This is a genomic window from Demequina aurantiaca, from assembly GCF_050598105.1.
Classification (GTDB): Bacteria; Actinomycetota; Actinomycetes; order Actinomycetales; family Demequinaceae; genus Demequina; species Demequina aurantiaca_A.
In genome coordinates this window covers 2794383-2814092 of sequence record NZ_CP192436.1, presented here as the reverse complement: position 1 = coordinate 2814092, position 19710 = coordinate 2794383, and the positions used below count along the sequence as shown (strand labels likewise).

At 67.8% G+C, this 19710-nt stretch carries 18 protein-coding genes; 16 read left to right on the top strand and 2 right to left on the bottom strand.

Annotated elements, in window-relative coordinates; translation table 11 throughout:
* Nucleotides 1–23: 23 nt before the first annotated feature.
* Entirely contained in the window at nucleotides 24–323 is a 300-nt protein-coding gene (locus ACQU6B_RS12955) for a hypothetical protein (RefSeq protein WP_430867956.1), read from the top strand.
* A complete protein-coding gene (locus ACQU6B_RS12950; RefSeq protein WP_430867955.1) occupies nucleotides 320–1825 on the top strand; it encodes a hypothetical protein in 1506 nt (501 codons plus the stop codon). The genes ACQU6B_RS12955 and ACQU6B_RS12950 overlap by 4 nt, the downstream gene beginning before the upstream one ends.
* Here the strand turns inward: ACQU6B_RS12950 and ACQU6B_RS12945 are convergent.
* Nucleotides 1800–2189, bottom strand: a complete 390-nt coding sequence (locus tag ACQU6B_RS12945) for a phage holin family protein (protein WP_430867954.1) — start codon at nucleotides 2187–2189, stop codon at nucleotides 1800–1802. The two genes, ACQU6B_RS12950 and ACQU6B_RS12945, sit on opposite strands and share 26 nt — an antisense overlap.
* A gap of 37 nt (nucleotides 2190–2226) precedes the next feature.
* On the opposite strand from ACQU6B_RS12945, the gene hisC reads away from it, so the two are divergent.
* The 13 genes from hisC to ACQU6B_RS12880 all read left to right on the top strand — a co-directional run bounded on the left by hisC (nucleotide 2227) and on the right by ACQU6B_RS12880 (nucleotide 16287).
* Nucleotides 2227–3330: a histidinol-phosphate transaminase gene (hisC, locus tag ACQU6B_RS12940; RefSeq protein WP_430867953.1), complete on the top strand. Its 1104-nt coding sequence runs from the start codon at nucleotides 2227–2229 to the stop codon at nucleotides 3328–3330.
* Nucleotides 3331–3537: 207 nt separating this feature from the next.
* Complete coding sequence (locus ACQU6B_RS12935; protein WP_430867952.1) at nucleotides 3538–4398, top strand: ABC transporter permease; 861 nt, start codon at nucleotides 3538–3540, stop codon at nucleotides 4396–4398.
* Nucleotides 4391–5149: an ABC transporter ATP-binding protein gene (locus tag ACQU6B_RS12930; protein WP_430867951.1), complete on the top strand. Its 759-nt coding sequence runs from the start codon at nucleotides 4391–4393 to the stop codon at nucleotides 5147–5149. Before ACQU6B_RS12935 ends, ACQU6B_RS12930 begins: the two co-directional genes overlap by 8 nt.
* A gap of 54 nt (nucleotides 5150–5203) precedes the next feature.
* Nucleotides 5204–6184, top strand: coding sequence for a hypothetical protein (locus tag ACQU6B_RS12925; RefSeq protein ID WP_430867950.1), 981 nt, complete (start codon nucleotides 5204–5206; stop codon nucleotides 6182–6184).
* Complete coding sequence (locus ACQU6B_RS12920; protein WP_430867949.1) at nucleotides 6177–7346, top strand: cytidylyltransferase domain-containing protein; 1170 nt, start codon at nucleotides 6177–6179, stop codon at nucleotides 7344–7346. Before ACQU6B_RS12925 ends, ACQU6B_RS12920 begins: the two co-directional genes overlap by 8 nt.
* Entirely contained in the window at nucleotides 7339–8214 is an 876-nt protein-coding gene (locus tag ACQU6B_RS12915; protein WP_430867948.1) for an N-acetylneuraminate synthase family protein, read from the top strand. The genes ACQU6B_RS12920 and ACQU6B_RS12915 overlap by 8 nt, the downstream gene beginning before the upstream one ends.
* Before the next feature lie 81 nt (nucleotides 8215–8295).
* A complete protein-coding gene (locus tag ACQU6B_RS12910; RefSeq protein WP_430867947.1) occupies nucleotides 8296–9288 on the top strand; it encodes a glycosyltransferase family 2 protein in 993 nt (330 codons plus the stop codon).
* The gene (locus ACQU6B_RS12905; protein ID WP_430867946.1) at nucleotides 9285–10601 is read left to right on the top strand and encodes a polysialyltransferase family glycosyltransferase; all 1317 of its coding nucleotides are present in this window, start codon (nucleotides 9285–9287) and stop codon (nucleotides 10599–10601) included. Before ACQU6B_RS12910 ends, ACQU6B_RS12905 begins: the two co-directional genes overlap by 4 nt.
* 52 nt (nucleotides 10602–10653) lie before the next feature.
* Nucleotides 10654–12033, top strand: a complete 1380-nt coding sequence (locus tag ACQU6B_RS12900) for a DUF6716 putative glycosyltransferase (protein WP_430867945.1) — start codon at nucleotides 10654–10656, stop codon at nucleotides 12031–12033.
* A gap of 154 nt (nucleotides 12034–12187) precedes the next feature.
* Entirely contained in the window at nucleotides 12188–13318 is a 1131-nt protein-coding gene (locus ACQU6B_RS12895; protein ID WP_430867944.1) for a thiamine pyrophosphate-dependent dehydrogenase E1 component subunit alpha, read from the top strand.
* Nucleotides 13318–14340 carry an alpha-ketoacid dehydrogenase subunit beta gene (locus ACQU6B_RS12890; protein WP_430867943.1) on the top strand — a complete coding sequence of 341 codons (1023 nt, stop codon included), beginning with the start codon at nucleotides 13318–13320 and terminating at the stop codon, nucleotides 14338–14340. The genes ACQU6B_RS12895 and ACQU6B_RS12890 overlap by 1 nt, the downstream gene beginning before the upstream one ends.
* 10 nt (nucleotides 14341–14350) lie before the next feature.
* The gene (locus tag ACQU6B_RS12885; RefSeq protein WP_430867942.1) at nucleotides 14351–15787 is read left to right on the top strand and encodes a dihydrolipoamide acetyltransferase family protein; all 1437 of its coding nucleotides are present in this window, start codon (nucleotides 14351–14353) and stop codon (nucleotides 15785–15787) included.
* On the top strand, nucleotides 15784–16287 hold the full coding sequence (locus ACQU6B_RS12880; RefSeq protein WP_430867941.1) for a DUF4265 domain-containing protein: 504 nt from the start codon (nucleotides 15784–15786) through the stop codon (nucleotides 16285–16287). The genes ACQU6B_RS12885 and ACQU6B_RS12880 overlap by 4 nt, the downstream gene beginning before the upstream one ends.
* Before the next feature lie 30 nt (nucleotides 16288–16317).
* On the opposite strand, the gene ACQU6B_RS12875 is transcribed toward ACQU6B_RS12880, so the two are convergent.
* Complete coding sequence (locus tag ACQU6B_RS12875; protein WP_430867940.1) at nucleotides 16318–17433, bottom strand: winged helix DNA-binding domain-containing protein; 1116 nt, start codon at nucleotides 17431–17433, stop codon at nucleotides 16318–16320.
* Nucleotides 17434–17525: 92 nt separating this feature from the next.
* On the opposite strand from ACQU6B_RS12875, the gene ACQU6B_RS12870 reads away from it, so the two are divergent.
* On the top strand, nucleotides 17526–19394 hold the full coding sequence (locus tag ACQU6B_RS12870; protein WP_430867939.1) for a cytochrome c oxidase assembly protein: 1869 nt from the start codon (nucleotides 17526–17528) through the stop codon (nucleotides 19392–19394).
* Nucleotides 19395–19710: the final 316 nt, after the last annotated feature.

Genomic DNA, 19710 nt, shown 5'->3' with positions numbered 1-19710 from the left:
GCCACGTTTCCTAGCGTCGAGACATGAGTTTCGACGGCGACGGCTACGTCTTGATAGACCCCGATGCGTACCTGACGTACCTCCCCAGGGCCCAGTTGGCGCTACCCCAGTGGCCGGTGGCGAGCGCGGCCGAACACGCAGAAGACGCGCTGACGGCGCTGCGCTCCGCGCGGGCTTCGCAGTGGCGGTCGGCGCTCGCAGACATGTACAGGGACGAGTTGGACGAGCTGGCGCGCCAGGTGGCGCGGGTCCGGTCGCGGCTGGAGGACGCGGAGCGTTCATACCGCCACCTGGAATACGTGGCGCGCGCCAACGGTGAATGATGGGGGACTCGGTACGCAGTTACGGCGGCGCCGCGGGGCAGGACGCGGTCATCGAGGACCTGGAGCACGCCGCTGGATTGATCCGCTCCGCCGGCGATTCCCTGGTGGCGGCGAGTCAACGCGTGGCGCAGGCCCAGACGCACGTCGACGACGCGATTCGCCAGGGAGCTGACACCACGCGGGCCGCGGCCCAGCAGGCGCGGCACGCGATGTGGGACGTGGAGCACGGCGCCGTCCTGGCCGTCGACGATGCCCGCGACGTCGCGGAGCGCCTCAGCCGAGTGGCCACGGCGTTCCTGGAGTCGGAACGGGCAGCGATGGCACACGTCGGCGCGGCGACCCGGGTGGGCCACGCGGGGCTGTCCGCGTGGGGAACCGGGCTGTGGGTGGTCCGCCACGCGTGGGCGCTCGCGTTCTCCGGCAATGTGAGCCCGCTGGCCAGCACCGGCATGCTGGACGGGGCATCGGGGGCTATCCGTCCCGATGGGTTGCCACCCACCACCGGCCTCCTGAACAGGGACACGGTGCAACTTGCGCTGGCCACCATGGACGTCACCGGGACCGGCTACGCGAGTCAGGTGTACGCGCTGGCCGCCGCGACCGCCCTCCTCGAGGGGCTCTTTGGCGAGGGGCGCGCGACCACAGTCGAGCCGCGTAGCTCGAGTCACGCGCCGCGGAGCCCCACCGGGGTGGCCGACCTGATGGACGGAATCCAGGCGGAGGAGGACCGCATGGATGGCTCGGTATCAATAGAGACCGTCATTCACGCCGACGGCTCCCGCGCGCACGTGGTCTCGATTCCCGGCACCGAGGACTGGGGGGTGACGAGCGACAACCCTCACGATGCTCACGGCAACTTCGCCGCGATGTCGAGGCAAACCACGGACGCTCAGCGTGCCATCACCGACGCGATGCTCGCCGCGGGCATCGCCCCCGGCGAGGAGGTGATGCTGGCCGGCCACAGCCAGGGTGGGATCAACGCCGCTGCGCTCGCGGCGAGCCCCGCGTTCCTGAGCAGGTTCAACGTGACCCACGTGGTGACGGCGGGCAGCCCGGTGGGCCGAATCGCGCTGCCGCCCTCGGTGAAGGCGTTGCACCTGGAGCACACCGAGGACCTCGTCGCGGGCCTGGATGCAACGCCCAACCCCGCGACCGCGACGCGGACCACGGTGGAGAGGGACTTGGTGCTGTCGGGAGAGCCGCTTGCCGAGAAACTTGGCCGGACCGTCGGCGGCGCGCATCACCTCAGCAGCTACGCGTCGACCGGGGCGCTGGTGGACGCCGGCGCGGCAGGCACGTCCGCGTCCCTATGGAAGGAGTCCGCCGCGACCTTCTTCACCGGCGAGGCGAGCACGCTCACCGAGTACGTCCCGGTGGTGAGGGCGGAGCCGCTACTTCAGGCAGGCGCGGGCCAGCAGGTAGGGCCGGCGGGACCGGTCGGCCCCGCGGCGACACGGACCGTGGGCCCCGAGAACGTTAGTCCCGACCCGCGCCCGGAATGATGGCGCCCAGGACGCCGCTCGTGATCGCGATGACGAGCGCGGCCCACAGGGTGTCCCAGAAGCCGCCGATGGTGAGCTCGGTCCAGGGCAGGAGCGACGTCAGCCACGCGGTGAACCACAGCATGAACCAGGCGATCACCAGGGAAAACAGTCCCAGGGTGAGGACCAGGATGGGGAACGCGAGGACCTTCACGATCGGGTAGACGATCGCGGTGGCGGCGGCCATGAGCGCGCCCACCAGCAGGAAGACCAGTACGCGGCCCCAGGTCGAGTCGTGCCCACCCTCGACGGCCACGTCGAAGGGCAGGAAGGTCACGAACCACACGGACGCGGCCAGAATGATCGAATTTAGAATGAACCTCATGCCAGGCATTGTGGCACGCGAGTGCGATGCTTGACCTATGTCTACTCCGTCCACGCCGCAAGTCTCCGTGCCGCTGCCCCGCCCAGTGATCGGCGCGATGCCCCGCTACGTGCCCGGCTCGCGCGGCCCGGCGTCAGCCGTTCCACCCATCAAACTGTCGTCCAACGAGGTGCCTTTTGGGCCGTTGCCGTCGGTCATGGAGACCATCACTCGGGCGGCGGGGACTATTAATCGGTACCCGGACATGTTCTCCGTCGACCTGACCGCGCGCCTGGCGGCTCATGTGGGAGTGGAGCCGTCGCACGTGGTGACCGGAGGCGGCTCGGTCGCGGTGCTCGCCCACGTGTTGCAGGCCTACTGCGACGCGGGCGACCAGGTGGTCTACGCGTGGCGCAGCTTCGAGGCGTATCCCATCATCGCTGCGATCAGCGGCGTCGACGCGGTTCAGGTCCCCAACGCCCCAGATGGCAGACACGACCTTGCCTCCATGGCTGCCGCCGTCACGGACCGCACCAAGGTGGTGATCCTGTGCTCGCCCAACAACCCCACCGGCCCCAGCATCGACCACGACAGCTTTGAGGCCTTCATGGCGGCCGTGCCGCGCCGGGTGTTGGTGGTGCTGGACGAGGCATACGTCGAATTTGTGCGCAATAGCGCGACGGTCGACGGCCCGGGGGCGCTGACGCGCCACCCCAACCTGATCCTGGTGCGCACGTTCTCCAAGGCGTACGGGCTCGCCGGCCTGCGCATCGGCTACGCGGTGGGTCCGGAAGATCTGATTGCGCCGGTGCGTGCGTGCGTGATGCCGTTCTCGGTGTCCGCCGTCGCGCAGGTCGCGGCGGTCGCGTCGCTGGACGCGTTCGACGAACTACTCGAGCGGGTGGACCAGGTGGTCGCCGAGCGGGACCGGGTGGTGCCCGCCGTGCGCGAGTTGGGCTTCGCGGTGCCGGATGCGGACGGCAACTTCTGCTGGTTGCCCGTCGGCGACGCCGCGGCGCCCCTGGCGCAGCGCCTGAGCGAGATCGAGCCGTCGGTTTTGGTGCGCCCCTTCGCGGGCGAGGGTGTGCGGATTACTATCGGCACCGTGGGGGAGAACGACGCGATGATCGCCGGCCTTGCGGCGTTCGAGCAGCGAAACTAGCGACCCGATCGTTGGTACTGCGTGAGTGCCGAGCATTCCGAATTGGGCGCGGTTGTGGCAACTGACTTACAATTTTGGCAGACTAGCGACGATCGGGGCACGAATTGCCCCGCGTCACGGAACCCGAATGAGGACACACGTGCCCCAAATGACACAGACGACGCAACGCGCCTGCGCGCGAGCGTTGGGTCTTGAGGGGGGCACCCTGTGACGGACATCGATTACGAGAAGATCGCCGCCGACGCCGGCCTTGAACGCGTAGGTGCCCGAGCGCCCCTGGGCGAATACCTCAAGGAACTGTGGGTACGCCGCCACTTCGCGTACACGCTTGCTAGATTCCGCATCCAGGCGACAATGAGCGAGAACCGACTGGGACTCGGCTGGATCGTAATCCGACCGATCTTCACGGTAATCATTTTTGGGACGATATTTGGCCTGATCATGCCCCGCACTTCGCGGCCCGAGGATAACTTCATCCCGTTCTTGGTGATCGGGGTTTTCGTATTTGAGTACTTCTCGAAGTCCTTTTCTGCTGGTGCGAAGTCGATCACCTCAAACGCGGCGCTGGTTCGGAGCCTCAACTTTCCGCGCATGTTGCTGCCGCTTGCGTCAATCATGCAGCAGATCTTCGAGCTCGTGCCGATCATGGCTGTCATGGCCATCATCGTGGTGGTCTTTGGAGAGCCGATTACCTGGTCGTGGCTGCTGGTGCCAGTGATCCTCGCCCTGATGACCATGTTCAACATGGGGGTGGCGCTCATCTCCGCCCGCCTGACAGTTCACATGCGCGACGTGACCCAGATTATTCCTCTTGTCACGCGCATCCTTTTTTACTCGTCCGGAATCTTCTATTCGCTCGACCAGGTACTCGCAGACAAGCCAGAACTACTCAGGATTGTGCAGCTCAACCCCGTTCACGACTTCATTAGTTTGGTGCGAGCTCAGATGCTCGCTGGGACCGAGGTCTCGCCGGAGATGTGGTGGGTGTCGGTTATCGCCTCGGTATCGCTACTGGTTATTGGCGTTGTCTTCTTCTGGCGCGCCGAGGAGAGGTACGGCCGTGACTGAGGGCATCGTCAACACGCCGCCGAAACTCGGCCCCCCCATCGTCGTGGTCAGCAACGTCCATGTCGACTACCGCACGCATGCCTCCGGCAAGGCGCTCGCCAACGGTGGGTCGCTCTTCAAGCGCCAGCGCGGCATCCGCGTTGTCAACGCGCTCAAGGGAGTCTCGTTCTCCGTGCGCGAAGGCGAGAGCGTGGGAGTGATCGGCCACAACGGTTCGGGCAAGTCCACCCTGATGCGGACCATCGCCGGACTCACCACCGCAACCAAGGGTGCCGTCTACGCGACGAGCCGCCCCGCGCTCCTGGGCGTGAACGCGGCGCTTCTTCCCGACCTCTCTGGCGAGAAGAATGTCATGCTCGGCACGCTGGCGATGGGTCACTCCAGGGCGGAGTCTAGGGCGGAGTTCGACAACATCGTGGAATTCTCCGGGCTCCAGGAGTTCATCGACCTGCCCATGAAGACCTACTCGTCGGGCATGCAGGCACGCCTAAAGTTCTCCATCGCCATCTCTCGTGACCACCAGATTCTGCTGGTCGACGAGGCGCTCGCGGTGGGGGACAAGGCCTTCCGCGACAAGTCCGAGCAGCGCATCCGCGACCTGCGCGAGCAGGCCGGAACGGTCTTCCTGGTGAGCCACTCGATGCGTTCTATCCTTGACACGTGCACGCGCGTGATCTGGATTGACCACGGCAACCTCAAGATGGACGGCGATCCCAAAGAGGTAGTGAAGGCTTACCAGGCCTCAAAGTAGTCAGCGCCTGACCGTCACGGGTTTTTAACCGCGCGTTCAGATTCGTGTGGTGCGATGGCGACCATGACGCGTGTCGCCTGGGTGGAGTCACCCCTTCAGCTGGTCAATGCGGTCGAGCACGCCGCGGCGACCGGGGAGCCGCTGCGCATCTGCATGCGCGCGCACGCGAAGCAACTGCAGTCCACGGCAGATGTCCTGGAGCCACACCTGCCGGAGCACGTCGAGATCGCGGGCGTCTGGAACTTCGCCTACCTGTCGCCCTTCCTGCTCGCGCGCAATAGGCTGATTGGCGACGCCTACTCGGGCCAGTTTCGGCTTGCCGTCGCGCTCACAGGCGTCCGTGACCTGGTGGTGGTGGATGACGGCTCGGCCATGCTGAACTTCGCGGAGCAGGTGCGCGAGTGTCGCCCGCTGGCACGTCACGGTCGGAACGAGCGCTGGGTCTCGCGCCGCCTCGGCGCGCTCGCGTCGAGGCACCTTCATCACACTGTGTCCATCGGTGGCCTGAGCATCTTCAGCGCCTATTCGGACGACGACGAACTGCTCGCCGTCGGCAGTGCCGGCGCGAAGATTCTGCACAATCGCTACCGGTGGGTGCGCAAGACCAAGTTCGTCAAGGATGACGATGCGATGCACACAGTGGTGCTCGGTAGCGCCCTTCACGACGACGGGTACGTCAAGGGCGGGCCGTACCGGGAGTGGGTGCGAGCCCAGGCGGACTCCGGCGCCGGGGTGTACTTCCCGCACCGCCGGGAGAAGGCGAAAAGCCTCAAGCGATACCAGGAGATCAAGGGCCTGAAGGTTCGCACCGCCGCGCTGCCGATCGAGATAGTGCTGGCCTCGTCGCGCGAGCTTCATACCGTGGTGACGCTGCCCTCGAGTGTGGTCGCCACCCTCAGGAACATCCTGCCCGAAGGGGTCGAGATCAGGGTCTGCCCGGTTCCGGAGGAGTGGCTGACCAAGCGAGCCGACGAGGCGCTGCGCACCACCCTGCGCCGGATTCAATCAACTAAAGGAGCGGACTCGAGTGTCTGAGCCCATCGCAGTCGCCATCATCCCCGCCCGTGGCGGTTCCAAGGGCGTTCCCGGCAAGAACGTCGCCCGCGTGGGCGGAGTGCCGTTGGTCGCGCGCGCGGTGCTCGCCGCGCTCGCCGCCCCCCGCATCGGCGCCGTGTACGTGTCAACGGACGACGAGGCCATCGCGGACGTCGCGCGCGCAGCGGGCGCGATGGTCGTCGCTCGCCCCGCCGCGATCGCCGGGGACTTGGCGAGCTCGGAGGACGCCGTGCTGCACGCCCTCGGCCAGATTCGGGCCGGCGGCGTCGAGGTCTCCACGGTGGCGTTCCTGCAGGCGACCTCCCCCTTCATCGACGCCGGCGCGCTGAACGAGGCCGTGGTGCGGGTGGAGGCGGGTGCCGAGGACGTGGTGTTCTCCGCGTCCCAGACCTACGCGTTCCTGTGGAGGGACTCGGGGACAGGCGCGCAGGGCGTCAATCACGACCACTCGTTCCGGCCCCGGCGCCAGGACCGCGAGCCGCACTTCCAGGAGACTGGCGCGTTCTACGTGATGGACGCCTTGGGATTCGAGCGCAGCGGCTTTCGGTTCTTTGGGCGCGTGGGGATCCAGGAGGTCTCAGCCTCCTCCGGCCTGGAGATTGACGAGCCCGCGGAATTGGAGATGGCCCGCGCGCTCGCGTCGGTGCTTGACCCGAATCCCATGATCGACGCCGATGCGCTCGTCATGGACTTTGACGGCGTCCACACCGACGATTCGGTCCACGTGTCTCAGGACGGCGTCGAGTCGGTCACGGTGAGCCGGTCGGACGGCATGGGGCTCGCAATGCTTCGCGACGCGGGGTTCCCGATGCTGATCTTGTCGAAGGAGCGCAACCCCGTGGTCGAGGCCCGCGGCCGCAAGTTAGGTATCGAAACGGTGTACGGGATAGACGAGAAGGTGAACGTTCTACGGCGGTGGAGTGAACAACAGGACATACCGCTGTCGAGGGTGATTTACGTCGGTAATGATGTAAATGACATCGGCTGCCTCGAGATTGTGGGGTGGCCCGTGGTAGTGCCAGATGCCCATCCATTAGCCAAGAATGCCGCCCGGATCACGCTGACTCGGGACGGTGGGCGCGGAGCGCTTCGCGAACTCGCGGAGGCGATCCTCGCCGGAAGGAGTCCCAGCAATGTCTGAATTTGTCACCATCGGATCCAACCAGATTGGCCCCGGACGCCCCGTTTACGTGATCGCCGAGATCGGCCTCAACCACAACGGCAGCGTCGAGACTGCGCTCCAGCTGATAGATGTCGCCGCGCACGCGGGCTGCCAGGCGGTCAAGTTCCAGAAGCGCACCCCGGAGATCTCCACGCCGGAGCACATGAAGGACACTCCCCGCGAGACCCCGTGGGGCACCATGACGTACCTCGAGTACCGCTACAAGGTGGAGTTCGAGAAGGAAGAGTACGACCAGATCGCCGCGTACTGCCACGCCAAGGGCATGGACTGGTTCGCCTCCCCGTGGGACGAGCCCTCGGTCGACTTCCTCGAGCAGCGCGACGCGATGGCCTACAAGATCGCCTCGGCCTCCGTCACTGACCTGTCGATGCTCGCCAAGATCCGTGAGACCGGCAAGCCGGTCATCCTGTCCACGGGCATGTCCACCATCGAGCAGATTGACGCCGCCGTTGAGACCCTCGGCACGGACAACCTGGTCATCCTGCACGCGACCTCGACGTACCCGCTGCCCCCGGAAGAGGCGAACCTGCGCATGATTCCGACCCTCAAGGAGCGCTATGGCCTCCCCACGGGTTACTCGGGCCACGAGCCGGGTCTGCAGATCTCGCTCGCAGCGGTCGCCTTGGGCGCGTGCGTCGTCGAGCGCCACATCACTCTCGACCGCACGATGTGGGGCAGCGACCACGCCGCCTCGCTCGAGCCGCAGGGACTCGACCACCTGGTACGCGACATTCGCATCATCGAGACCGGCCTGGGCGACGGCGTGAAGCGCGTCTTCCCGGGCGAGCAGGCTCCGTTGAGCAAGCTCCGTCGCGTTGGTGCGTAGCGACCCACGGCTACGCGGAACCTCCGGTGCTTGGGCTGTGGCGTGCGCGCCGCAGCCCAAGCGCTTTGAGTTGAGTGCACCGTGGTGACGCGCCCAGACGTCACCGTCATCGTCCCCGTGCTCAATGGCGAGGATGTCCTTGCCGTCACTCTCGCGAGCCTGGTGCGTCAGTTGGACACGCTTCCCGAGCTCGAGGTCATCGGCGTCAACGACGGATCCACGGACCGCACGGCCGAGGTGTTCGGGCACTTCTCCTCGCGGCTGCCCGGCCTGAAGGTCATCGAGAACGAGCGCCCTGTTGGCCTCGCGTCGGCCCGCAACCTTGGGCTGGACGCCGCGCAGGGCAAGCGCATCGTCTTTCTCGACGGCGACGACTGGATGGCGCCGGGTCGACTGGCCTCGCTCGCCCGCAGCCTCGACGCACTTCAGTGCGACTTCATTCGCACGGACCACGTGGTGGCCCGAGGGCACTCGCGGGTGTTGCACCGCGCTCCCCACTTCCCGCGGGGAACCGTGGTGCCGGCCCGGGACGCGATCCTCCCGTACGACCATGAGTCGATGGTGGACTACCCGTATGCGTGGGCAGGAATGTTCGACCGCGAGCTGCTCGACCGGGGGCTGCTTCACTTCGAGGACGGGCTGTACACCGCCGAGGACCGGCCCTGGATCTGGCGGCTCCACCTGAGGGCGGAGCGCTTTGCGGTCGTCCACGCCCCCGAGATCTTCTACCGCCGCGGCAGCATCACCTCCCTCACCCAGATCTACGACGCCCGTCAACTGCACTTCATCCGGGCCTACCGGCAAGCCCTCGAGGTGGTCGATTCGGACGATGAGGCAGCGCTGTACATGCCCAAGTTCTTGAGGCAGCTGACCGCGATCGCCGCGCACCACGTCCAACGCTCCGATCGCATGCCGCGGTCGCTGCGGCGCGAACTGCGCGTCGGCGTCAGGGAGCTGCTGTCGCTCGTTCCCCAGGAGCCGCTAAGGCAGCAGTGGCAGGAGATCTCGCCGCTGCGCCGGTCCGTCCTTCAAGAGTTTGTCGACCCAGCGATCCGTAGGAGTGTGCCGCGATGATTCAGCTAGTGATGGCGTCGACCCTGTTCAGCGCGATGACGGCCGCAGCCGCCCTCGACGAGGGACTCCTGGGAGCCCCGGACGTCGAGCGCGTTCTGGTGGTCAGTAACAACGCCGCGATTCCAGAGGTGGTGCAGAGCCTGTCGGCGATTCCCGGTGCCGCCGCGGTGCTCGCCCGCTTTGATCGCATCGTCGACCTGAACGAGACCCTGGTGCACGCGCATCCCAGTAGTTGGCGGCCGCTCAACGACGACCTCGAGATGCATCAGAGGCACTTTCGGGCCGTCTGGGGGCTGGGCGACAGCACCATTCAGTTAGTCGCGGAGTCGCTTCACGTGCCCCCGGCCGCGAGCCTCGCGAGGATCTTTGGCGACAGCGAGCTGGTGGTGCTGAGCGAGGGGCTCATGAGTTTTGGTCCCACGCGCACCCGGCAGTCCCCGGCCGTCGGTCGCCGAATCTCCGAGCTGGTTTACCTCGACCTCATCCCTGGCCTGCGGCCACTGCTCTTTGAGGAGGTGGACGTGCCGACCACCGTGGTGGCCCTTCCGGCCTTCCGCAGGGTGGTCGACGACATGCTCGAGGAGTGCGGTCCGCTGATAGACGCGGTCATTGCGCCGTCGCCCAAGCCGACCGGCCTGGTCCTGGGGCAGTACCTCGCCACCCTGGGGCTGTGGACGGCCGAGGAGGAGGAGCTCGCGCATGTGGAAATGCTGCGCACCGCCTACGACCGTGGTGCGCTACGCATCGTTTTCAAGCCGCACCCGGCCGCTTCCCCCGCGCTGCTCACGAGTTACCGCGAGGCCGTTGAGGGATGGGGGGCGGAGTTCATCGCCTGGGAGGACGGGATGCCCGCCGAAGTGGTGTTGGCTCGGGTGCCAGCAGTGATTCTGGTCGCCAGCTTCTCGACGGCCCTCGTCACGGGCCGGGCGTTGTTCGATGTGCCAATCGAGTCGTGGGGCACGCAAGCGTTGCTCGGCAGCCTGACGCCGTACCAGAACAGCAACCGAATTCCCGTCACGATCATCGACGCGGTGACCCAGCGCGGGGATCGCTACCAGGACGTCGCGGCCCTTCAGCGGCTGGTAGTGGCGGTCGCCTACGCGATGCAGGCCAACAACCTCGATCACCGGCGCGATGAGGCGATCGCCACGCTGGAGGAGATGTCAGCCGCCGAGCGCATGCGCTACTTCTATCGTCGCCGTCTCACCGCCCTTAATCTTCCGGGGCGCTTCCTGCCGAGCCGCGCCGCGCGTGAGGCGCGGCGGCTGTCGAGGTCCCTGCCGCGCAAGTGGCGCCGCCTTCTAGGAGGCTGAGCGTGGCGACGAACCTTGAGTTGGTCGACGACGCGCTCGCCAGGGGTGCGATGTGAGAGTCCTGGTGCTCGCTGACTCCGACTCGTATCTGAAATGGGCGGTCACCCGGGCGCGCGAGCTGCCCTCCGAGTGGCGGGTCGAGGTCGCCGTCCTCGCCAACGCGGTCACTCCCAGCGCGCGCCAACGGGCCGATGCCGTGGCCGGCAGATGGGTCGACGTCCCGGTGATTTCCGTCGCCGCCGCCGAGGAACGGATTAACGCAGGCCTGGACGTGTTGCTCCTCGCCTGTCGCGGTCCGCTGATCGAGTTTCTGTTCGAGGAGGTACTCGGACAGATGTCCCAGCGGCCGGCCGTGGTCGCCGGCATTCCGGGGCTCTGGTTCCCCCCCACTCGCCGCGGGCTCGACTTCCGCGCCGACGTTGATCTCCTGGTAGTGCACAGCCGCCGGGAGCGCGAGGCCGTGGATGCCGCAAACCCCAGCGGCGGGCCGCAGGTTGCGCTCGCGGCGCTGATCGAGGGGGAACGGCCGGTCCGCCCTCACTGGCATGAATCGGAGGCCGACGTGTCTGGGTCTGCCCTGGCTAAGGTCCCGACCCATTCCCAGGTCCAGGCCCATTCCCCGACCCGGCGCCACACTCTCTCCGACGCATCGGCCGCACCGGCCGCCCCGGCGGCGACCCGCGGAGCCGGCGCGATCATCTTCGCGCCCCAGGCACTGGTCCCCTCCACGCGCGCGGAGCGAGTGACGCTTCTGGACGGACTGGTGCGCACCGCGGTGGAGAACCCCTCGGTTCCGGTGCTAGTCAAGCTGCGCGGGGAGGAGGGTGAGGCCCAGACGCACAGCGAGTTCGCGTCCTACCCCGAGCTCGCACGGCAGCTGCGAGTCGAGCGACCGCGCAACCTGCGCTTTGTCCAGGGGCCGCTGAGTGAGCACCTCGAGGGCGCGAGGGGACTCGTCACGGTGAGCTCGACGGCGGCACTGGAGGCCGTCGGCGCCGCGGTGCCCACCATGGTCCTGGGCGACTTTGGGGTGTCGGCGCTCAACCTCAATGAGGTCTTCCGCGGCAGCGGTCTGTGGGGAGACCTCGACCGCCTTGCGCGCCTGGATTTCCCCCAGGTGGACACGGCATGGAAGCACGACAACTATTTTCACGAGGCCCACGAATCCAACTGGGTCGACGCGGTGACGTGCTTGGCCGAGGACCGCGCCTTGCTCGAGAGCCTGCGAGCCAGCCGCCCGCACTCCAAGGCCCCGGACGGCGCGCGCGGGCGGATCCGGCGCCTGCGGGTGCGGTCGCAGGCCCTGGGTCGCTCCGACGAGCGGTGGCGACGGTGGTTGACCGCACTTGTCTTGCGACCCGCGCTCGCGATCAGAGCGCTGCTCGTCCGCGGCGACCGGCCCCGCCGGCCAAGCACAAAATTGCCCGACTGACCGCCTGATCTGGGCGGGCTTGACGCCTAACCCTTGCGAACCTACGGTTCCGTAGCCTACGCTTGCGTAAGTTAGCAACGCGGGGCACGGTTTGATGTGCCCTGACACCCACCAGCGCGACGGCTTCGGTCGCCGCCACGCAAGGGAGGCACACGTGGACGCCATCGGCCCACTGTCCGAGGAAGGCCTAGTCAGGCTCCTCGATCTTCACGGAGCGCGCCACGAGCACGCCCAGTTCTCGCCTTACGCGGAGCACCTGACCCCTCAGGACCTGCGGGGATTCTGGCGCGACATGAACGTTCTGCGCGCGTGGGACATGGAGGCGATGAGCCTTCAGCGCCAAGGCGAACTGGGCCTATGGGTCCAGTCCTATGGCCAGGAGGCCGCCCAGATCGGCTCGGGCCACGCGCTTCGCGACCCCGACTTTGTCTTCCCCAGCTACCGCGAGCACGGCGTCGCGATGACCCGCGGCGTCGACCTGCCCAGCATCCTGCGCATCTTCCGCGGGCTGGAGCACGGCTCGTGGGTGCCCAACGAGCATGGCTTCCACCTCTACACGCTGGTCATCGGCGCTCACGCGCTGCACGCCACCGGCTACGCCATGGGCCTCGACCGCGACGGCCTCGTCGCCAGCGGCAACCCCGACGAGGACGGCGCGGTGGTCTGCTACTTCGGCGACGGCGCCACGTCGCAGGGAGACATCGCAGAGTCGATGACCTTCGCCTCCGTCAACAACGCGCCCATCGTGTTCTTCTGCCAGAACAACCAGTTCGCCATCTCCGAGTCCGTCACCCGCCAGTCCAAGGTTCCGCTCGCCGACCGCGCCAAGGGCTTCGGCATGCCGTCGGTGCGAGTGGACGGCAACGACGTCATCGCGAGCCATGCCGTCACCCAGTGGGCGCTCGAGCACGCGCGCTCCGGCAAGGGTCCCGTGTTCGTCGAGGCGCTCACGTACCGCATGGGCGCGCACACCACCTCCGACGACCCCACGCGCTACCGCGCCAAGACGAACGAGGAGTACTGGGCGGAGCGCGACCCCATCGCCCGCCTCACCACCTACCTTGAGAGCATCGGCGAACTGCCCGACGAATTCCGCGACGCCGTGGCGGCGGAAGGCAAGGCGCTAGGCGTCCGCACCCGCGAGGCCGTGCGCGGCTGGGCAAAGCCCGACGCCAGCGAGATGTTCGACCACGTCTACGCGCAGCCCCACTCCACCGTGGACGCCGAGCGTGCGTGGTTCGACCGCTATCAAAAGTCATTTGCGGACGCGGAGGTCCAGGCCTGATGAGCGACGCAACTCCTACGACCACTACCATGACGATGGCCGGCGCCATCAACGCCGGCCTGCGCGCCGCGATGGAGCGCGACCCCAAGGTGCTGCTGATGGGCGAGGACATCGGCGCGCTCGGCGGCGTGTTCCGCGTCACGGACGGGCTGCACGCCGACTTCGGCGACGACCGCGTGGTCGACACGCCGCTGGCGGAGTCCGGCATCGTCGGCACCGCAATTGGCCTGGGCATGCGCGGCTACCGGTCCGTGCTCGAGATCCAGTTCGACGGCTTCATTTTCCCCGCGTTCAACCAGATCACCACGCAGCTCGCCAAGATGCACTACCGCTCGCAGGGCAACATCAGCCTGCCGGTCGTCATCCGCGTGCCCTACGCCGGCGGAATCGGCGCGATCGAGCACCACAGCGAGAGCCCCGAGGCGCTGTTCGCCCACACCCCCGGGCTGCGGATCTTCACCCCGGCCACCCCGCAGGATGCTTACGACGGCATCCAGCAGGCCATCGCCTCGCCCGACCCCGTCATGTTCTTCGAGCCCAAGGCCCGCTACTGGGACAAGGGCGAGGTCAACACGGGCGCCGTCGCCTCCCGGCTGTCCGAGGCCGCGGCCACCGTGGACATCGGCCGCGCCCGCGTGGCCCGCGAGGGCACCGACGTCACCCTGGTGGCGTACGGCCCGACCGTCCGCCTGGCGTTGCAGTCGGCGGAGCTCGCGGCCCAGTCCGGCACCAGCGTCGAGGTCATCGACCTGCGCTCCATCTCCCCGCTCGACACCGCGGCCGTGGTGAAGTCGGCCAAGAAGACCGGGCGCGTCGTCGTGACGCATGAGGCGGTCACCACGTTTGGCGTGGGCGCCGAGGTCGCCGCTCGGGTCAACGAGCAGGCCTTCTTCCACCTCCACGCCCCCGTCCTCCGCGTCGGAGGCTTCCACACCCCCTACCCTGGGGCTACGTCTGAACACGAGTACCTGCCGAACCTCGACCGCGTACTCGACGCCGTTGACCGCGTGATGACGCACTAAGGAGCCACGGATGCCGACCTTTGAGCAATTTAAGATGCCCGATGCGGGCGAGGGCCTGACCGAGGCGGACATCGTCACCTGGCGCGTCGCCGTGGGCGACACCGTCGAGGTCAACCAGCCGCTGGTCGAGATCGAGACCGCCAAGTCGCTGGTGGAGCTGCCGTGCCCGTTCGATGGCGTGGTCACCAAGCTGCTCGCGGTCGAGGGCGACACCGTCGAGGTGGGCGTCGCGATCGTGGAGATCGACGTCGACCCGACCGGAGCGCCCGCGGCCCCTGCCGCGGATCAGTCCGGTGCGGACTCTAGCGCCGACTCGGCCGCCGCGACGGCACAGAACGACCCCTCCGACACAGCTTCCGCCGACTCATCCGTCACCACCGAACCCCCGGCCGATGCCGTGGCGCCGGCCGCGGCCCAGACGCAGGACGGCGAATCGGGCGCGGTGCTGGTGGGCTACGGCGTCAAGGCCGGCTCCGCCACCCGCCGCCCGCGAGAAGCAGGCGCCCTGGACCCCATCGGCGGGGAGCAGGACGCGGGCGACTACCCCGTCAAGGCCAAGCCGCCGGTGCGCAAGCTCGCGCGCGAGCTCGGCATCGACATCACGACCATCACCCCCTCCGGACCCGGCGGAATCGTCACCCGCGGCGACGTCGAGGAGCAGTCCAAGGCGCGCTCGGCCAAGTCGCTCGCGACCTACCCCGGCGACGACCAGCCGTGGCTAGAGTCGGGCACCGTCTCTCCCAACGGGCGCACCACCCGCGTTCCCGTGAAGTCGGTGCGCAAGCGCACGGCCGAGGCCATGGTGGTGTCGGCGTTCACGGCGCCCCACGTCACCGAGTTCCTCACCGTCGACGTCACCGAGACCATGAACCTGGTCGCGAGGCTCAAGAAGGACAAGGACTTCGCGGACGTGCGCGTCACGCCGCTGCTGCTGGTGGTGAAGGCGCTGCTGCTCGCGGTGCGACGCCACCCCGAGGTCAACGCCTCCTGGGACGACGACTCTCGCGAGATTGTGTACAAGCACTACGTCAACCTCGGCATCGCGGCCTCGACGCCGCGTGGCCTGGTGGTACCCAACATCAAGGACGCCCACCGCCTGTCGCTGCACGACCTGGCGGTCGAGCTGCAGGACCTGACGGCCGAGGCGCGCGCGGGTCGAGTCCAGCCCGCCGCGATGGCGGACGGCACCATCACCATCACCAACGTCGGCGCGCTCGGCATCGACACCGGCACGCCCATCCTGAACCCGGGTGAGGCGGCGATTCTCGCGTTCGGCGCGATCCGCCAGCAGCCCTGGGTCCACGAGGGTGAGATCCAGATCCGCTGGGTCACCATGCTCGCGCTCAGCTTTGACCACCGCCTGGTGGACGGCGAGCTCGGCGCGCGCCTGCTCTACGACGTGGGCCGCGTCATGAACGACCCAGCGCAGGGCCTCGTCTGGGCATGATGGACACGGAGCCGGAGGCCAGGGTCGTCGTCGTCCTCACGCCCGACGACGTGGGCTGGCCGCCCATGGCCACCGAGAGCCTGCGGGCGATAAGCCTTGGCGGGGACCGGTTCCGCATCGCGAGCGCCCCGTGGTTTGCGCAGAATCTCGCGGTCGACGACGTCGTCATCGCGAGGAGCGTCGGCGTGCCGGCCGATGCCGGTGCTGAGACCGTTGGCACGCCCGTCTTTGTCGAGGTCGCCGAGCCGTCCGAGCACTGCACTCTGCGGCTGATCGTGCACTCGCCTGACACGCTCGCCGGCGTCGCGGATGAGTTGACCGTCTTGGGCCTACGAGTCGAGGGGTTCGCCCACTACTCGATGCTCGCAGTTGACGTGCCGCCGGGGGCGGACTTCGCTGCTGTCGCGCTGGCGATCGTCGACGGCGAGCGTGCTGGCCGCTGGGACTGGGAAGAGGGGCGCATCACCGCCCGCTGGGTCGCAGCCACCGCGGCAAGGTAAAGGCCGGGCGGCCAGGCATCCATTGCGCCGCTAGGCCCAGCGCACCTCGACTGGCTTGCCGACGAACGTCGCGTAGGGCTCGAAAGCGGCCTCGAACGCCGCGCGGTCGGCCGCGGACAGGCCCGGGCCCGACTGGAACGGGACGGCGTCTACCAGGCAAGACTTGGCGCGCATCGTCCGCTTCCAGGTTCCGAGCGCCCGGCCGTCGCGCACGAGCGTCGAGCGGAAGACTCCGTTGTTGCCCGGCACCACCTGCTGGAAATCCGCCGGGTCGAGCATGAGCGAGCGGTCGCCGTAGCCGAGCATGTACTCGTCGAAGCCCGGCAGGGTCAGGTACGCCCCCGCGCCGGGCTCGGCGGCGTCCAGCGACTCGGGGGTCACCAGCATCGGCCCCGCCTCTGTCTCCACCTCGACGATCGAGCCTCCCGCGGCCGCCACCCCCACGCGGCAGTCGCGCACCCCCATGCCACTCCAGCGCGCCATCTCCTTGACGGTGACCGGCCCGTGGCCGCGCACGTAGCGCAGCGCGAGGATTCCCAGCGCCTCGTCGCGTCCGGGGGTGTGAGGATTCGGCACGTAGTCGTCGAGCAGGACGAAGGTCTGCTCCTTGCCGATGTTAGGCGCGAGACACGTGACACCCTTCTGGCTGACGTACCAGAGCAGGTGGTAGCTGGCCTGTCCCGCCGTGGACACCCCGGCCTCGTTCAGCGCCTGGATGCACTCGGCGCGAGTCAGCCGCTTGCCACCCGCGAGGGCGTTGCCTAGCGCTTCCACGGCGCCGTCGGCCGTCGCATCGGGAATGCCCAACGTCTCCCGGCGCTTCGCGGCGCCCGCGAGCGGCTTCGCTCCCATGAGCGTCACCATCCATCTCGCGTCGCGCGGCGGGACCAGGTGCACGGTGCCCCGCATCGGCCAGGTGCGCAGCGCCTCCTTGCGCTCGAGGGCGTCAGAGACGGAGGCCTCGGTGGCTCCGGGGATACGCGTCCCGAGCGAGAACAGCCCGCTCGCCAGATCCTGCGCCTGCATCGCGCCGAACCATTTCACGACGCCCGCAACGGTGCGGCCTGGGCCCGGCGAGGAATCGGCGCCGGTGAGCAGGAGGGCGCGCATGCGCAAGGCGAGGACCTGCGCTGAGGAGAGGGGCATGCCTCAACGCTAGCGACCCGGGGCCGTCCGCACGCGTCGGGGCGGCATCGGAGGTGCCCATCGGGTGCCGTTTACGCACGTAGGCTTATCCCATGTCCATCGGCACCCTCGTCCTAGCATCGGCGGGTATTCGGGATATCTCCCTAGGTGTCACCGTCGGCGCGCTGCTCGTGATCATGGCGGTGCTGCCGCGCGGCCACCGCGCGGTTGACCGGATGGGGACGGTGGCGCGAATCGCGTCGGTGGTCTGGGCGCTGAGCGCGGTCGTCTACCTCTTCGCGTCCTACGCGCAGATCGTGCCGCGAGTGGGCACCGGGCCCACGTCCTCGTACGGTTCCGCCTTTGTTCAGGAGGTGTGGTCGTTCGCCACGACCATCGACCTGGGGCGCGCGTTCCTCGCGATGACGGTCGCCGCCGTGGTCACGTCCATCACGGTGGGCTTTGTGCGCACCCCGACGGCCGCCGCCTGGGCCATGATTCCCATCGTGTGGGGGCTCGGCTGGCAGGCCCAGACCGGCCACGCCGCCGGCGCCGTCGATCACCACCTCGCCGTCAGCGCGATGTTCCTGCACATCGTCGGCTCGGCCGTGTGGATCGGCATCATCACCGCGGTCGCCCTGGCGCGTCGCCAGCTCGGGTCCTCCACCAAGGACGCCGTCTACCGCATGTCGCGCATCGCCATGTGGGCCGCGATCCTGGTCACCGTGTCCGGGGTGGGCAACGCCTGGCTTCGCTTCAACGACCCGATGGACCTATTCACGTCCACCTACGGGCGCTTGCTGCTGCTCAAGCTGGCGCTCATGGGAGTGGTGATCACGTTGGCAGCATGGCACCGCCGCCGGACGATGCCGCGGCTGGATAACGCCGACGTCCAGCGCCACTTCTGGAAGGTCATGGCGGTGGACGTGTGGGCGCTCATCGGTGTGGTCATGGTCGCCGCGGTGCTGTCCGGCACGGCGCCCCCCGCCGACCTGACGCCAATCGACGCCCCCACGCCCGCGTACTTCCTGACCGGCTACGAACTGCCTCCCGCGCCCACCTTCCTCACCTGGTTCACCGAGTGGCGGCTGGAGATTGTGAGCGCCTACGTCCTGGTGCTGATGGGGGTCGTGTACCTGCTGTGGGCCCGCCGCCTGCACCGTCGCGGCGACAAGTGGCCCTGGTACCGGTCCGCCTCCTTCGTCTTCGGCATCGTCGCCATGATCTGGATCACCCAGAGCGGTCCCATGATCTACGGCTCGGTGACCTTCAGCGCGCACATGGTGCAGCACATGATGCTGGTGATGGTGGCGCCCATCCCGCTCGCGCTGGGCGCGCCCGTCACCCTCGCGCTCAGGGCGCTGAGTCCCCGCTCTGATCACTCCCGCGGGCCCCGAGAGTGGATTCGGGTGATCGTCGAGTCGCGCGTCATGAAGTTCTTCGCGAACCCCATCGTGGCCGCGATGAACTTCGCGGGATCGCTCGTGGCGTTCTACTACTCGCCGGTGTTCGAATTCGCGCTGCGCAATCACGCGGGACACCTCTGGATGGTGCTGCACTTCACCCTGGTGGGCTACCTGTTCGCCAACGCCCTCGTGGGGATCGACCCCGGGCCCAAGCGCCCGCGCTTCCCGCTCCGGATCGTGCTGCTGTTCGCGACCATGGGCTTCCACGCCTTCTTTGGCGTGACACTCATGGCCTCGACCGTGCTGCTCGCGCCCACCTGGTTTGGCCTGATGGGGCGCCCGTGGGGGCCCGATGCGATTGCCGACCAGCAATACGGCGGACAGATTGCGTGGGGCATCGGCGAGCTGCCCACGGTGCTGCTCGCGATCGGCGTGGTGATCGCTTGGCGCTCGGCGGACCTGCGCGAGGGCAAGCGCAAGGACCGGCAGGCGGATAGGGACGACGACGCGGAGCTGAAGAAGTACAACGCGATGCTCGCGCAGGTCGCGGATCAGGATCACAACCGCGGGGAGTAGCCTTCTGGGCCCTCCAGGGAGCCACCGGAGTTATCCACAGATTTCTTCCACAGGCTTGTTGATAAGAGGTTGCTCGCGCTCCCGAATGGTGGACAAAGGTGTGAGGAAACCGAGAGCGATTTTTGGGTGCCGTCTCGCCTTGCGCGCAAGGCCTGAGGCGAGTACGACTAGTCACAACGGAACGCACTAAAGCCGTCTGCAGTGAACCGGGAAACCGGGTCATCAGGCTCGAGCATCTTTGCCGGAACCGCCAGGTTGACTGGGGGGAGACGCATCAGCAGGGTTCACGGATTAGTAGATTTCCGGACGCTTCGGA